The organism is Streptomyces sp. NPDC003248 (genome assembly GCF_055563235.1).
On record NZ_JBVHDT010000011.1, the window covers coordinates 114,272 to 129,729 of the forward strand.

General features: G+C 73.3%; 12 protein-coding genes. 5 read left to right on the top strand and 7 right to left on the bottom strand.

Annotated features, from left to right (window positions below; genetic code table 11):
- Positions 1–166: 166 nt before the first annotated feature.
- From ACZ3KJ_RS24600 to speB, 4 genes are all read right to left on the bottom strand, one after another.
- Entirely contained in the window at positions 167–1,615 is a 1,449-nt protein-coding gene (locus ACZ3KJ_RS24600) for a gamma-aminobutyraldehyde dehydrogenase (RefSeq protein ID WP_467530075.1), read from the bottom strand.
- Positions 1,616–1,943: 328 nt separating this feature from the next.
- On the bottom strand, positions 1,944–2,333 hold the full coding sequence (locus ACZ3KJ_RS24605; protein ID WP_467530076.1) for a nuclear transport factor 2 family protein: 390 nt from the start codon (positions 2,331–2,333) through the stop codon (positions 1,944–1,946).
- 84 nt (positions 2,334–2,417) lie between these two features.
- Entirely contained in the window at positions 2,418–3,962 is a 1,545-nt protein-coding gene (locus tag ACZ3KJ_RS24610) for a purine-cytosine permease family protein (protein ID WP_467530078.1), read from the bottom strand.
- On the bottom strand, positions 3,959–4,924 hold the full coding sequence (gene speB, locus ACZ3KJ_RS24615; protein WP_467530079.1) for an agmatinase: 966 nt from the start codon (positions 4,922–4,924) through the stop codon (positions 3,959–3,961). The genes ACZ3KJ_RS24610 and speB overlap by 4 nt, the downstream gene beginning before the upstream one ends.
- Positions 4,925–5,068: 144 nt before the next feature.
- On the opposite strand from speB, the gene ACZ3KJ_RS24620 reads away from it, so the two are divergent.
- Positions 5,069–6,550 (top strand): PucR family transcriptional regulator, encoded by a 1,482-nt coding sequence (locus ACZ3KJ_RS24620; RefSeq protein WP_467530081.1) that lies wholly within the window; start codon positions 5,069–5,071, stop codon positions 6,548–6,550.
- Between the two features lie 87 nt (positions 6,551–6,637).
- Here the strand turns inward: ACZ3KJ_RS24620 and ACZ3KJ_RS24625 are convergent, their stop codons facing one another.
- The gene (locus tag ACZ3KJ_RS24625; protein ID WP_467530083.1) at positions 6,638–7,480 is read right to left on the bottom strand and encodes a helix-turn-helix transcriptional regulator; all 843 of its coding nucleotides are present in this window, start codon (positions 7,478–7,480) and stop codon (positions 6,638–6,640) included.
- 268 nt (positions 7,481–7,748) lie between these two features.
- Here ACZ3KJ_RS24625 and ACZ3KJ_RS24630 point away from each other — a divergent pair, with 268 nt between their 5' ends.
- On the top strand, positions 7,749–8,693 hold the full coding sequence (locus ACZ3KJ_RS24630) for an SDR family oxidoreductase (RefSeq protein ID WP_467530084.1): 945 nt from the start codon (positions 7,749–7,751) through the stop codon (positions 8,691–8,693).
- 366 nt (positions 8,694–9,059) lie between these two features.
- On the opposite strand, the gene ACZ3KJ_RS24635 is transcribed toward ACZ3KJ_RS24630, so the two are convergent.
- Positions 9,060–11,609, bottom strand: coding sequence for a tetratricopeptide repeat protein (locus ACZ3KJ_RS24635; protein WP_467530085.1), 2,550 nt, complete (start codon positions 11,607–11,609; stop codon positions 9,060–9,062).
- A gap of 69 nt (positions 11,610–11,678) precedes the next feature.
- Entirely contained in the window at positions 11,679–11,855 is a 177-nt protein-coding gene (locus tag ACZ3KJ_RS24640; protein ID WP_467530086.1) for a hypothetical protein, read from the bottom strand.
- A gap of 245 nt (positions 11,856–12,100) precedes the next feature.
- Here ACZ3KJ_RS24640 and ACZ3KJ_RS24645 point away from each other — a divergent pair, with 245 nt between their 5' ends.
- From ACZ3KJ_RS24645 to ACZ3KJ_RS24655, 3 genes are all read left to right on the top strand, one after another.
- The gene (locus ACZ3KJ_RS24645; protein WP_467530087.1) at positions 12,101–12,838 is read left to right on the top strand and encodes a hypothetical protein; all 738 of its coding nucleotides are present in this window, start codon (positions 12,101–12,103) and stop codon (positions 12,836–12,838) included.
- A 436-nt stretch (positions 12,839–13,274) separates the two neighbouring features.
- Positions 13,275–15,164, top strand: coding sequence for an ABC transporter ATP-binding protein (locus ACZ3KJ_RS24650; RefSeq protein ID WP_467530089.1), 1,890 nt, complete (start codon positions 13,275–13,277; stop codon positions 15,162–15,164).
- Between the two features lie 69 nt (positions 15,165–15,233).
- Complete coding sequence (locus ACZ3KJ_RS24655) at positions 15,234–15,368, top strand: FG-GAP-like repeat-containing protein (protein WP_467530090.1); 135 nt, start codon at positions 15,234–15,236, stop codon at positions 15,366–15,368.
- The last annotated feature ends 90 nt before the right edge of the window (positions 15,369–15,458 follow it).

The window sequence follows — 15,458 nt, forward strand, 5'->3', positions numbered from 1 at the left end:
AACCCCGTGGTGGCCCTGCCCGGAACCGTCCCTGCCCCGCTCCGGGCAGGGACGGCAACCGGCCAGGTTCGTCGTTCTCCGAGGAGACCGCCCCCGCCGTGCGCCACGCCGCGCCCACCATCTTGGAGGGCCGCGGCGGGCGACGGCGGGGGCGTACCGGGATGCGTCAGAGCGCGGTCATGACGTGCTTGATCCGGGTGTAGTCCTCGAAGCCGTAGGCGGAGAGGTCCTTGCCGTAGCCGGACTTCTTGTAGCCGCCGTGCGGCATCTCCGAGACCAGCGTCATGTGGGTGTTGATCCACACGCACCCGAAGTCCAGGGCCCGGGACATCCGCATCGCGCGGGCGTGGTCGCGGGTCCAGACCGAGGAGGCCAGCGCGTACTCCACGCCGTTGGCGCAGGCGAGGGCCTCCTCCTCGTCGGTGAAGGACTGCACGGTGACGACGGGACCGAACACCTCGTTCTGCACGATCTCGTCGTCCTGGCGCACCCCGGTCACCACGGTCGGGGCGTAGAAGTAACCGCGCCCGCCCACCCGGTGGCCGCCGGTCGCGACGGTGGCGTGCCCCGGCAGCCGCTCGACGAACCCGGCCACCCGGGCCAGCTGGTCCGCGTTGTTCAGCGGACCGAAGAACATGTCCTCGTCGTCCGTGCCGCCCCCGGTGCGCAGGGCCTCGGCGGCCTTGGTCAGCTCGGTGACGAACGCGTCGTGCACCGAGGCGTGCACCAGCACCCGGGTCGCGGCGGTGCAGTCCTGGCCGGCGTTGAAGTAGCCGCCCGCGGCGATGCCCTCGGCGGCCGCGGTGAGGTCGGCGTCCGCGAAGACCAGCGCCGGCGCCTTCCCGCCCAGCTCCAGGTGGACCCGCTTGACGTCCCGGGCCGCCGAGGCGGCGACCTCCATGCCGGCCCGCACCGAGCCGGTGATCGCGGCCATGGCGGGCACCGGGTGCTCCACCATCAGACGGCCGGTGTCCCGGTCGCCGCACACCACGTTGAACACCCCGGCCGGCAGGTCCAGCTCGCGCAGCACCTCGCCGACGATCCCGGCCAGCAGCACGGTGGAGGCGGGGGTGGTGTCGGACGGCTTCAGCACCACGGTGTTGCCGGCCGCGATCGCCGGCGCGAACTTCCACACCGCCATCATCAGCGGGTAGTTCCACGGCGCCACCTGCGCGCACACCCCGACCGGCTCCCGCCGGACGATCGAGGTCATGCCCTCGGTGTACTCGCCGGCCGAGCGGCCCTCCAGCATCCGGGCCGCGCCCGCGAAGAAGCGGATGGTGTCGACGGCCGGGGCGATCTCCTCGGTGAGGGTCAGCGCGCGCGGCTTGCCGGTGTCGCGGCACTCGGCGTCGGCGAGGTCGCCGGCCCGGGCCTCCACCGCGTCGGCGATCCGCAGCAGCAGCCGCTGCCGGGTCGCGGGGGTGGCGTCCCGCCAGACGGGGAAGGCGCGCGCCGCCGCGGCCATCGCCGCGTCCACGTCCGCCGCGCCGGACAGCGACGCCTGGGCGTACACCTCGCCGGTGACCGGATCGACCACGTCGAGACGGCGGCCGTCGGCCGCGTCCACGGACGCGCCGTCGATGTGGTTGCGCAGCGCAAGAAGCTCGCTCATGACCTGTTTCCTCTTTCGTCCGCCCCCGGCGGGTGACACGGCCGGTGCGGGGTGTTCCTTCGCCCCGGCCCTGGTGGTGCGGGGGCCGGGGTGGTGGGGTGTTTCTTGCTCGCGGTGCGCCGGGGCCTCAGGGCCTGTCGTTCGGATCACGCCGCAGACGCGGGGTCCGGCACGCGCATCTGCGGCGTTGTCGTCGGTTGCCGATGCTCCGCATCGACGCCCTCCGCCGTGCAGCTGCACGCACCAGCCCCCCGCTCACCGGCGCTCACAGGGCGCTGTCAGGTCCCTGCGACCTGATCCGAACGACAGGCCTGGGCGCCGGAGGGCGTCAGGCCGCCGCGGCGGGCGACAGATGCTCGTGGACGGCCAGCCAGCGGCCCTGCCCGGCGCGGCGGAAGACGATCGTCTCCCGCTCGGAGAGGGACTCGGTGCCGGCCGTGGTGCTCACCGTGGTCGCCACGTCGTGGCTGAAGACGGCGGTGTCGCCGAAGCACTGGACGACCTGGCCGGAGGAGACGCAGTCCACGATCCGGAAGCCGTCCTCGGCGACCCACCGCTCCCACAGCGCGCGGTAGTCGGCCGTGGAGGCGATCCGCTCCGGGGCGGTGTGGAAGACGAAGGTGGCGTCCGGGTCGAAGGCGGCGAAGTAGTCGTCCAGCCGGCCCTCGGCGAAGGCGGCCACCAGTTCGTCGGCGGCGCGCAGGACCTCTTCGGTCATGGGGGGGCTCCTTTGCCCGGTGTCGTACACGTGTGAGGACCCCGGCGGCGGGGCGGCGGGCGCTCCCGCCGCCGGGGAAGCGGGTCAGACCGATGCCCGTGCGGCGACCGGGGCCGACGGGTCGCCGCCGGTGATCGGCGGGACCGGGGTGTCGGAGCTGCGCACCAGGCGCGGCCCGTCCGGCCCGTAGACGGCCCGGGGCTCCGGGAACAGCAGCAGCAGCGCCAGGTAGAGCACGGCGGCCAGCACCAGGCCGACCGGCAGGGAGACGTCGACGCCGCCGGCCACGTCGCCGAGCGGGCCGACGAACTGGCCCGGCAGGTTGACGAAGAGCAGGGCGAGGATCGCCGAGGCGAACCAGGTGCCCATGCCGCGCCAGTTCCAGCCGTGGGCGAACCAGTAGCGGCCGCCGCGCTGGCGCCGGTTGAACACCTGGAGGGAGTCGGCGTCGTACCAGCCGCGACGGGTCAGCCAGCCCAGCATCATGATCACCATCCAGGGCGCGGTGCAGGTGATGATCAGCGTGGCGAAGGTGGAGATCGACTGCGTCAGGTTCATCGCGAACCGGCCGAAGAAGATGAACGCGATCGACAGCACACCGATGAACACGGTCGCCTGCACCCGGCTGAACCGGGTGAACACGCTGGAGAAGTCCAGACCGGTGCCGTACAGGGCGGTGGTGCCGGTGGCCAGGCCGCCGATCAGCGCCAGCAGGCAGACCGGCAGGAAGTACCAGGTGGGGGCGGTGGCGAGCAGGCCGCCGACGTAGTTGGGCGCCGCCGGGTCCATGTAGGCCGCCGCCTTGGTGGCGATGATCGACGCGGTGACCAGGCCGAACAGGAACGGCAGCAGCGTCGCGATCTGCGAGGCGAACGCCGCGCCGACCACCCGCACCCGCGGCGTCTCGGCCGGGATGTAGCGCGCCCAGTCGCCCAGGAAGGCACCGAAGGACACCGGGTTGGACAGCACGATCAGCGCCGAGCCGATGAACGAGGGCCAGAAGCCCGGCGTCGACACCGACGGGAAAGCACCCTGGTAACCGAAGTCGAAGTCGCCGGCGAAGGCGATGAAACCCAGCACGAACAGCGCCGAGGCCGCGATCACCGCGATTTTGTTCACGAACAGCATGAACCGGAAGCCGTACACGCACACGACCAGCACCAGCACCGCGAAGACGCCGTAGGCCAGGGCGAAGGTGACGTCGTTCTGCGGCAGGTGGACCAGCCGGTGGGCGCCGCCCACCAGCGCGTCGCCCGAGGACCACACCGAGATCGAGAAGAACGCGACCGCGGTCAGCAGCGACAGGAACGAGCCGACGATACGGCCGTGCACGCCGAGGTGAGCGGAGGAGGACACCGCGTTGTTGACGCCGTTGCGCGGGCCGAACACGGCCAGCGGCGCCAGGATCAGCGAGCCGACCACCAGGCCCAGCACGGTCGCCACCAGGGCCTGTCGGAACGACAGTCCGAACAGGATCGGGAAGGCGCCCAGGACACAGGTGGCGAAGGTGTTGGCGCCGCCGAACGCCAGCCGGAACAGGTCCAGGGGCCTGGCCGTGCGGTCGGCGTCGGGGATGCGCTCGATGCCGAACTGCTCGACCTCGTTCAGCGCGGGGGCCTTGCCGCTCATCCGGAGGCCTCCAGCGCCAGCAGGCTGACCAGGTCGTAGGCCACGTGCGAGGCGGCCACCGCGGTGATCTCGGCGTGGTCGTAGGCCGGGGCGACCTCCACCACGTCGGCGCCGACCAGGTTGCAGCCGGCCAGGCCCCGCAGGATCTCCAGCAGCTCGCGGGAGGTCATGCCGCCCGCCTCGGGGGTGCCGGTTCCGGGCGCGTGCGCCGGGTCCAGGCAGTCGATGTCGATGGAGACGTACAGCGGGCGGTCGCCTATGCGCTGGCGGAGCTGGTCGGCGACCTCGTCGGCGCCGCGCCGGTAGACGTCGGCGGAGGTGACGATGCCGAAGCCCAGCTTCTCGTCCTCGGTCAGGTCCTGCTTGCCGTACAGCGGGCCGCGGGTGCCGACGTGGGAGAGCGCGGAGGTGTCGACGATGCCCTCCTCGACCGCCCGGCGGAACGGGGTGCCGTGCGTGTACTCGGCCCCGAAGTAGGTGTCCCAGGTGTCCAGGTGCGCGTCGAAGTGGAGCACCGCGACCGGGCCGTGCCGCTCGGCGACGGCGCGCAGCAGCGGCAGCGCGACGGTGTGGTCGCCGCCGAGGGTGACCAGCCGGGTGCCGTCGGCCTGGAGCGAGGAGGCCGCCTCCTGGATGGTCTCGATCGCCTCGTCGATGTTGAACGGGTTGCAGGCGATGTCACCGGCGTCCGCGACCTGCTGGGTGGCGAACGGCGACACGTCCAGCGCCGGGTTGTAGGGGCGCAGCAGACGGCTGGCCTCACGGACGGCGGTGGCGCCGAAGCGGGCGCCCGGCCGGTAGGAGACTCCGGCGTCGAAGGGGATCCCGACGACGGCCACGTCGGCCCGCTCGACCTCGTCCAGGCGCGGCAGCCGGGCGAAGGTCGCCGGTCCCGCGAAACGCGGCACCCGGGAGGAGTCGACGGGTCCGCGGGGAGTTAGGGGCCCACGTGGGTCGGTCATGGCCTGCTGCCTTCCTGCTCGCTGCGCTCGACTGCGCCGGGCACCTGCTCCGGCGGAGCGCGCCGGGGTACCGGCAGGGCCGAGTCTGGGCGCCGCCCCCTCCGGGAGACAATCGTGACAGGCACAAAGAGCTGAGGTGAATTTGTGGAAGGCGACAAACGACGTCCGGAAGGCGACAAGAAGCGCGGGGTCAGCGTCCGGGAAGTGCTGTCCTACCCGGCGCTCCAGCTGCGGCTGCTGGCCGGCGGCGCGGGCCTGGACCGGTCGGTGTCCTGGGCCCACGCGAGCGAACTGGAGGACCCCACCCCCTGGCTGCTCGGCGCCGAAATGATCATGACCACGGGCCTCGCCCTGCCCCGGTCGGCCGCCGCGCAGCGCGCCTACCTGGAACGGCTGGACGACGCCGGGGTGTCGGCGCTCGCGGTCTCGGTGCAGCTGCACATGCCACCGCTGCGGCGCGCCTTCTTCGACACCGCCGAGGAGCGCGGCATGCCGGTCCTGGAAGTGCCGCTCGCCGTGCCGTTCATCGTGGTCGCGCAGGAGGTCGCGGCGGCGGTGCAGGAGGACGCCCGGCACCGGCTGGGCGCCCAGCTCCAGGTGTTCGGCGCGCTGCGCTGGCTCGCCGCCGAGCAACTGGACACCGCGACGCTCTTCCGCCGCCTGGAGAACCTCTCCGGGTACGACATCCGGCTGTGCAGCCCGCAGGGCCGGCCCCTGCTGCCGGGCGTGCCGGTGCCCGCCCCGGCGCTGGTCCCCGCTTCGGCGGACGCCCCGCCCACCATCCCGGGCGGTTTCGTGCTGCCGGTGCCCTCGCCGGTCGGCGCGGCCGGTTTCCTGATCGCCCTGGAGCGCGACGGCGCCCGCCCGGCCGGCCTCGCCGTGGTCCAGCACATCGCCACGGTGGCCGCGCTCCAGCTCGCGGTGATCCGCACCGAACGCGAGACCCTGCGCCGCGAGGGCACCGAGATCCTCGCCGAGATGCTCCAGGGCACCCTGGACCAGGAGGCCGCCGCCCGCCGGCTGGTCCGTCACTCCCTGACGGGCACCGTCGAGCTCACCGTGGTCCGGGGCGTCACCGAACAGGACCTGCTGCGCGCCCTGGACGACGAGCCCTTCCTGCTGCTCAACCGCGGCGAGGAGCGGTATCTGCTCGGCGCGCCCGACGTGGCCGAGACGGTCGCCGGCCTGCCCGGCGCGGCCGCCGGCACCAGCCGGCCGCTGCCCTGCGGGGCGTCCCTGCGCATCGCGCGGCGCGAGGCCCTCTGGGCGGCCTCGCACGCCGCCGCCTCGGGCCGGCCCCTGGTCCGCTACGGCAGCGACCCGGTCGGCCGCTGGCTCCCCGACGACCCGGCCGCGCTGGACGCCCTGGTCGAGCAGACCATCGGCGCGGCCCTGCGCTACGACGCCGAGCACGACGCCCGGCTGGTGCAGTCGGTGCGCACCTGGATGGAGCGCGACCGGCGCACCGACGAGGCGGCGGCCGCCCTGCACATCCACCCCAACACCCTCACCTACCGGCTGCGCCGCTTCAGCGCCCTCACCGGCCGCGACCTGCTCTCGACCGGGGCGTTCACCGAGGTGTGGATGGCACTGCGCTCGGCCTGGGAGCTGGGGCTGCTGGACTGAACGCCTCCCGCCCGGCCGGGCTGGACCGGACGCTCCCGCCCGGCCGGTGCCGCCCCCACGGCCCCGCCGCACAGGTCGAAGATCAAGCTAACGGAGCACCTGCGTTCCCATGACGGACAGCAGTTGCAGCTTCTCGTGGCTCTCACTGCCGGGAACGGCGGTGTAGACGAGCAGCGCGTGCGACTGGTTCGGGTCGAGCAGTGTCTGGCAGGTCAGCTCCAGCGCGCCGAGCACGGGGTGGGTGAAGTGCTTCACCTCTCTGGGGCGGATGCCGACCTCATGGTCGTTCCACACCTTCCGGAACTCCTCGCTCCGAGTGAGCAGCAGGTCGGCGAGGTGCGCCGCCCGGGAACCGGGACCGCGCAGTGTGACCACCCCGCGCAGGCCCGAGGCGAACATGCGGGTGAGGAACGGGTGCTCGTCGGGAGCGTAGAGCCGTCGCGTGGCGGGGTCGGTGAACCATCGGTAGCCGATGCTGCGGGCCGGGCCCGTGAAGGCGGTCTGGTCGCCGGTGAGCGCAACGCCCAGTGCGGTCTGTCGCAGCGTCTCGCCGAGTTCGGTGACGATCTCCGCGGGCGTGTCGTGCAGGCGGTCGAAGATGCGCAGCAGGCCGGGGCTGATGTGCTCGCCGACCTCACCCCGCGCGGGCGGGTTGTGTCCGGCGAGCCGGAACACGTGGTCACGCTCGTCGAGGGAGAGATGGAGTCCCTGGGCGATGGAGGCGATCATCTGCTCGGACGGCTGAGGGCCACGCTCCCGCTCGAGCCGCGCGTAGTAGTCGGTCGACATGTGGCAGAGCGCGGCCACCTCCTCCCGCCGCAGCCCGCTCGTCCTGCGGCGCCGGCCACGCGGCAGACCGACGTCCTCGGGCTGCAACGACTCCCGGCGGCGCCTGAGGAACTCCGCCAGTCCGCTCCGGTCGATCATCATGCGTGCCTCCTTCGGCGCTGCCTCATTCCTACCGCCCGTGGATCCACGGATCCACGCCCTGGCGATCCCCCTTTGGCGAGCGTGTCGCTGCACAGGCGGGCACCTGCCCTCCGGTGATCCTTCGGGCGATCGCTGCCCGGGGCCCGCATCCCCCGACACGGCTCCGGCCGGGGTGTGGCTCTCCGTATCAGCGGATCGACCAGCCCTGCACAACGCCGCCGTCTTCCACGACGGTGGACGCAACGACACCGCCTCCAGGAGTGAACACATGTCACGCAGGCCCATCGACATCACCGTCCCCGACCTGTCCGGCAAGCGCGCCGTCGTCACCGGAGCGAGCGACGGCATCGGGCTCGGCCTCGCCACCAGGCTTGCCGCGGCCGGGGCCGAAGTGCTCCTGCCGGTGCGCAATCCACACAAGGGCCAGGCCGCGATCACCGCGATCCGCCGGACGACGCCCCAGGCGAACGTGTCCCTCCACGCTCTCGACCTGTCCTCGCTCGCTTCCGTCGCAGCCCTCGGCGAGACCCTGCGAGCGCAGGGAGAACCGATCCACATCCTCATCAACAACGCCGGCGTCATGACGCCGCCCGACCGGCGGACGACCGCCGACGGGTTCGAGCTCCAGTTCGCCACCAACCACCTCGGCCACTTCGCGCTGGTGGCCCAGCTGCTGCCCTTGCTGCGCGCCGGCCACGCACGCGTGACCTCGCAGATCAGCATCGCGGCGAACAGGGGCGCCATCAACTGGCAGGACCTGGACTGGGAACGCTCCTACGACGGAATGAAGGCGTACAGCCAGTCGAAGATCGCGTTCGGGCTCTTCGGCCTCGAACTCGACCGTCGCAGTCAGGCCGGCGGCTGGGGCATCACCAGCAACCTCTCCCACCCCGGGGTCGCTCCGACGAACCTGCTCGCCGCGCGTCCCGAGGTCGGCCGCGACAGGGAAACCGGCGGCAGGAAGCTCATCAGCGCCCTGTCCGCCCGCGGCATCCTTCTCGGGACCGTCGAGACGGCGAAGCTTCCGGCCCTCTACGCCGCGACGGCCGCCGACGCCCAGGGCGCCCGGCTCTACGGACCGAGCGGACCCGGTCACCTCGGCGGCCGTCCTGGCGAACAGAACCTCTACTCCCGCCTCCGCGGCACCGAGGACGCCCGGCGCATCTGGCAGGTCTCCGAAGAGCTGACGAAGGTGCCGTTCCCCACCGGCTGAGGCTCTCGCCCCCGAGCGAGCGAGTGCCACGCCGGCGCCCTCGGTGTCGCCCGCGCGGCCGTGGGCGCGTGGGCCTGCCCCTGGCGCCCGCAGCCCTCACACCGGCTGAGGGGGCGCGCCGGGCGCACGGCGGTGGGCTGATCCACCGTCCCGGCGCGATCCTCGCCCGGATCAACGTGATCGCCGGCCGAGCTTCTTGACGTCCTCGTGCCCGTCGGACACCAGATGCCGGTCGGCGTTCGTAGCGGCGTGTCGCCCGGCCGGTCGCCCGGTCCAGGTGTGGGAGCCGCGCCGGGTGACAGCGGGTCAGCACCCGGTGCCGCGCACCCCGGGTGCCGCAGGCGGGGAACAGTGGTTGCGAATGCGTCAGGTGCCCGGTGGCGGGCCGGCCTCCAGCGCCTCGGCGAGGGCGGCCCGGGTGGCCGGGACCGCGGGGTGGGACGGGCCCAGGAACTCCAGCTGGTCGGCGACCAGGGCCGTCAGCTCGGTCGCCGCCCGCGCCCCGTCGCCCGCCGCCGTCCGCCAGCGGGCCAGGTCCATACGGGTGGACAGGGTATGGGGGTGTTCGGGGCCCATCACCCGCAGGCGGTCGGCCAGAAGCGGTTCCAGCAGCTCCACCGCCTTCGCCGGATCACCCCCGCGCCCCGTCCACTCGGCGATGCCCGTGCGGGTGGCCAAGGTCTCCGGCCCGTCCGGGTCGTCCTCCTGCTGGACCTCCAGCAGGTCCCGCAGCGCACCCAGCACGGCCGGCACGTCCCCGAGCTCGCCCCGGTGCCGCATCGCCGCCGCCCGGGCCCGCAGTACGTCCCGGTGGCCGGGTCCGAGCCGTGCCTTGCTCTCCCGCCACGCTTGCTCGTGCAGCACCAGCGCGCCCTCGTGGTCCCCGGACGCGGAGAGGAAGTTCGCCAGGTGGTTGCGGTTGCTGACGGTGTCGCGGTGGCCGGCGCCCAGCACCCGGATCCGCGTCTCGTACAGGGCCCGCAGTTCCACGACGGCACCGTGCGGGTCGCCGGCCGCGCCCCGCCACACGGCGGCGCTCTGCCGGGTCTGGAGCAGGTTGGGGTGTTCGGGAGGGTAGAGCCGGGCCTGGTCCTCGTACAACGACGCGAAGGACCGGGCCGCGCCGGCCGGGTCGCCGGCCTTGGCCTGCCACCAGGCGAGGTGGCCCCGCGTGTCCAGGCTGATCTCGTCGTCGGGTGCGAACCGGGCGGTGACGTCCTCCTTCAGCCGGCGGAAGTGGCGCAGCGCGGCCGTGGCCTGGCCGGACTCGCCCAGGCTGTGGCCCGTCCTGTACAGCACCGGGTGGGGGACGGGGCTGAGCAGGTCCTCCTGCGCGTGCCCCGCCAGGACGAGGGCGTTCGCCCGTAAGGCCCGGTCCAGGCGGGCGGGGAGCCCGGGCAGCTGCCAGCCCTCCACGAGTGCCTGGGCGGCGGCCGTCACGGCGGTGTGCCGCTCGTGGACGTCCAGGCGGTCCCGGGTGGCCCGCTGCGGGAGGGTGTGGATGCGCACCGAGGTGCCGGCCAGCGGACCCGCCGGGCCGCCCGGGTTCGCGCCGGCCCGCGGCTGCCGTTCCGCGGCGCCGTCGAGGGTGACCAGGCTGAGCCGGCGCAGGTTGTGCAGCGCGTCGTGGACCTCGTCCCGGGCCGCGGCCCCGCGGGCGTGCGGGGCGAGCGCGGCCAGGGTGGGCGTGGCGAGCAGTTCCCCGGGCACGCCGGTGCCGTCCAGCAGGCTCAGCACACGCATGACCGGCCCGGCGACCCCGGCGGGGCGCAGCGCGTCGGCCCGCTCCACCGACAGTGACCAGGCGGCCGACAGGGGCAGCGAGTAGCCGTCCGGGACGGTCCCGGCCTCCTGCGGCACCAGGTTCGCGAGCCGGCTGCCCTCCCGGGCCAGCCGTTCCCGGTAACCGGCCGCGGTCAGCTCGTTGTCGAGCAGGAAGGCGGCGACCTGGGCCAGGGCCAGCGGCAGGTGTCCCAGGTCGTCGGCGAGGGCGGCGAGGTCGGCGGGCGGGCCGGCCTGGGCGCCGAGCCGGGCGGTGAGGTAGGCCAGTGACTCCCTCGCGTCGAAGGGGGAGAGGTCGACGACGGTGCCGCGGGCCTGGAGGGCGGCGTCCCGCCGCCGGGTGGTGACCAGGGTGACGCCGGGCGAGTGCGGCGGCCACAGCCCTTCGAGGTCCTCGGGCGCGTCGAGGCCGTCGATCACCACGCACCAGGTGCGCCGTACCTTCGCCAGCCAGCGCTCCAGCCGGGCGGCGGTGTTCTCCGCGTCCTGCCCGACGCTGCCGGTCAGCTCCTCGGCGGCCGCCGCGAGCTCCGCCACCAGGGCTTCGCGCGACGAGGCCGTCGCCCAGACCACCAGGTCCAGCGTGCCGTCCTCCAGGCGGGCCCGGACGTACTCGGCGGCCGTCTGGGTCTTGCCGACGCCGCCGGCGCCTGTGAGCAGGAACCGTCCCGGTCCCGGTGGCACCCGTACCGGCGGCCGGGACAGGAACGCCTTGGCGGGTTCCGGGAGTGTTCCGAACCGGCGCGGCCAGGTGCGGCCCTGCACGGAGGCACGGGCGTCCGAGACCGTCCGCGAACCGGTGCGGGCCGCGGACAGCCGGTCTTCGAGGTGCTCGTAGTGCCGCTCCCAGGTGCGCAGGTCGGGCTCGCCCGGCAGTCCGCGGCGCCGGTGCAGCACGGTCACCAGCCTGCGTACGGTGTCCCGGCCGGGGGCGTGCGGCCCGGACAGGGCGTCGCCGATCGTGGACCGGGGCAGCGGCAGGCCCGCCGCGGCGGCGGCCGCCTGCAGTTCCCGCACGGAGCCGCCGCCCTGCTCCCGGACATGGGCGCGCAACAGGCCCTTGAACCAGTCGATGGGGTCCTGCCCGCCGCCGGACCCGTCGTGCGGGTCCGGCCCGTTCTCGCCGTCGGTCACCTGTCGATGGTAGGAACGGAGCCGTCGCCGCACCGCCGTTCCCCCGGACCGGTGCCCCGTGCCGGGGCTTCAGTTCCCGGCACCGTTCCGGCACCCGGCGCGCCGGCGGCGCAGGTGGCGGGCGCCGGCCCGGGCGGCGCGGCGTACGGCCGCCACCGCTCCGCCCGCAGCCGCGACGAACTGCAAGTACGGTACGAGATCGGTCAGATGGACAAGTAGCGCGTGGGACAGATGACTTACGTCCATCACTGGACTCTCCTCCCCGGAGGGGCCCGTCCCGGGCGGGTCCCCGGTGACGTACTCCAAGGCTGGGGGCCCGGGGGGTGACCGACGCCGTACTCGGACACCGGTCGGACGGAGAGCGGGCCGGGTCCGGTGTCCGCCGGGGGTCGACGTCCGGAAATGACGGGCGAGTTTGCGCCAGGCGGGGCACGGACATGACCCGGTGGTGTCTGCCGCGGGCGGGCACGGACGTCGGGGAGGGGCGGATCATGGCAGCGGAGATCACGGCGGAGATGTTCCTGAAGGCCTTCAACACCGTGGGCGGAGACAGCAGCGCGGCCGGCACCGCGGCGGCGGACTACGCGACCCTGCGCGGCTGGCGCACCTCGCAGACCGCGCAGGCGGCGGCCGCCGGCGCCGTCGCGATGGCGGTCCCGGTGGCCCATCTGGCGGCGCTGGCGGGCGACTTCGCCGTGCTGTTACGGAAGATGGCCGTCTGCGGCTGGGGCATCGGCTACAAACTGGGCGCCCACGTCGACGCCGAGGACGACCTGGAGGTCATCCTCGGCCTGTGGTCGGGGGCGCTGGAGCCGGACGCGCTGAGCCTGACCGCCGCCGGGGCGGCCGGCACCGCGGGCCTGATCACGCTCAACGCGACGTTCCCCACCTACGCTCAGGCGGTCATGGCCCAGGTCATGACCAAGGGGGCGCACAGCGGGGCGGCGATGGTGGGCGGCAAGCTCGTCGGCAAGTCCGGGGGCAAGGCGCTGGCGAAGCTGTCGAAGCCTTTCCTCCAGAAGATCGCGCAGAAGGTGGCGCTGAAGTTCTCGATGATGCTCGGCTCCAAGGCGGTCACCGGCACCGTCCCGTTCCTCGGAGCGCTGGCCGGCGGCGCGATCAACGCCTACTTCGTCAACGCGTTCGCTGACGCGGCCGAGACGTACTACCGGGCCAAGCTCGCCCACGGGGACCCTCCGGCGGGCGTCGCCGCGGTCCCTGGCCGCTGACGGCCCCCACTGCCGGCGGCCGCGGGCGCCCGCAGGGTGATCCCGTCGCGGTGATCGACCTCATGAGCCGTGGACCGGCCGGCGAGATGACACCGGCCTGGCGCGAGACGTGAACCGCCGCGTTGCCCATCGGGTCACCGGAACGAGCTGGACCAGGCGAACAGTGGTGCGGGGCCTGGGCGTCACCTGCGCGGCCCGCACCCGGTGACGACCCGCAAGCGTTCGTCGTGCACCTGGAGGAACTCCCGTCCGGCCGGGGGACCGGATCGGCAGCCCGGTCGCCGGCAGGGCGCCGGTCACGGTCTGATGCGGCCTCTCCCCGATCCCGGCGGCACGTCCGGGCGGCAATGTCCGGTTCTCGCCCGTCCGAGTTAAATGCCTGGACTGGTCGCTGCTGGTGAAGGGAAGCTTGCCAGTCTCGACCTCCGGGGGTGTGATGGGGCAGCAAGACGTACCTGGGACGACGCCGGGCAGGGGCGCGGTCGTGCTCGCCCTGCGCTGCTACGGCCGGGAACTGTTCCGACTGCGACGGCTGGCCCTCCCCGCGCTGCTGCTGCCGGCCGTGGGCAACATCGGCACCCGTTATGTCGCGCCTCTGCTGGTCGCCAAGCTGGCGGGGCAGGCCGCCGGCCGCGGTGGGCTCACCCTTGCCTCGGCGCTGCCGTACGTGCTGGGCTTCGGTGTGGTGCTGCTGCTCGCCGAGACCGTGTGGCGGATCGGGCAGCACTGCCTGAACCGTGTGGACGCCCTCGGTATGGAGCACCTGTACGTCATCGGCATGGACGAACTCTTCGCCCGGGACGCGGCGTTCTTCCACGACAACTTCGCCGGCTCCCTGACCAAACGGGTGCTGAGCTTCGGCAGGCGCTTCGAGGATTTCGTCGACACGGTGACGTACCGGATCGTGGGCAGCCTCGTGCCCCTGGTGTTCGGCGCCGTGGTGCTGTGGCGCTACGAACCGCTGCTCGTCGCCGGCCTGCTCGTGATGATCACGCTGACCGTGGTGGCCACGACACCCCTGATCCGGCGCCGTCAGGCGCTCGTCAACGACCGTGAGGCGGCGATCGCCCGGGTCTCCGGCCATGTCGCCGACAGCCTCACGAACATGGAGACCATCCGGGCGTTCGCGGCCGAGCCGCGGGAGGCCGAGGAGCACCGCCGCCGCGTCGCGGACTCCCGGCGCCTGACGCTGAGGTCGTGGGACTACGGCAACCTGCGCGTCGACACCCTGGTCGCCCCCATGTCCGTGCTGACCAACGTGCTGGGCCTGCTGATCGCCGTCGCCTTCGGCGGCCCCGGCCTGGGGGTGGAGGGAATCGTGGTCGCCTTCACCTACTACTCCAACGCCACCCAGATCATGTTCGAGTTCAATCAGATCTACCGGCGCCTGGAGAGCTCGATGACCGAGGCCGCGCAGTTCACGGAGCTGCTGCTGGAGCCGGCCACCGTGCTCGACGCGGCCCGGCCCGAACCGCTCGCGCCGCGGGACACCGGTGTCCGCTTCGAGGCGGTCACGTTCGCCCACGCCGGTGCGAAGCCGATCTTCCAGGGCCTCGACCTGGATGTGCCCGGCGGCGCACGGATCGGTCTGATCGGAAGGTCGGGCGGCGGCAAGACCACGCTCACCCGGCTGCTGCTGCGGATGGCGGACATCGACGGCGGACGCATCCTGATCGGCGGCCAGGACATCAGCGGGCTGCGCCAGGCCGACCTGCGCTCACTGATCGCCTACGTCCCGCAGGAGCCCGCCATGTTCCACCGCAGCCTGCGGGACAACATCGCCTTCGCCCGGCCCGGCGCCACCGACGAGGAGATCCACGCCGCGGCCGAGGCCGCGCATGTCACCGAGTTCGCCGACCAGCTCCCCGAAGGCTTCGCCACTCTGGTGGGGGAGCGGGGAGTGAAACTCTCGGGCGGCCAGCGCCAGCGGGTCGCCCTCGCCCGAGCGCTGCTGCGTGACGCGCCGATCCTGCTGCTGGACGAGGCGACCAGCGCGCTGGACTCGGAGAGCGAACTCCTCGTCCAGGACGCCCTGTGGCGGCTGATGGAGGGACGCACCGCTCTCGTGGTCGCCCACCGGCTGAGCACCGTCGCCGGCATGGACCGTCTCGTCGTCCTCGACCGCGGAAGCATCGTCGAGCAGGGCACCCACGCGGAACTGCTCGCCGCGGACGGCGCCTACGCCAGGCTGTGGCAGCACCAGTCGGGCGGCTTCCTCGGCGGGACCGCCGAACCGGCCCCCGGCGACGGCATGCCGGGAGCCGACCCGACCGGACTGTCCGCACCGGCGCCCGGTCGGAGCCAGCCCGCTGCCACAGGGCCATGACCACGTCACGCTCCTCCGGTCACGGGCGACGGTACCGGCTCGTTCGACGTCGAGATCGAGGCGGCGACCGTGACCAGGCCGCACGGCCTGGTCCTCACCGACTTCGACGACGACGGCGACTTGGACATCGCCACCGCCTCCGTCGCCCCAGCCGGCGGTGTCGGCGTGGCGCTCGGCAACGGTGACGGCACGTTCAGAAGGTGACCGGCAACCCGGTCGGCAAACGCGCGATGAACGCCCTGATCGCAGGCAAGTTCAAGTCCAAGTCCCTGGACATCGCCGCCCCCTGAGCAC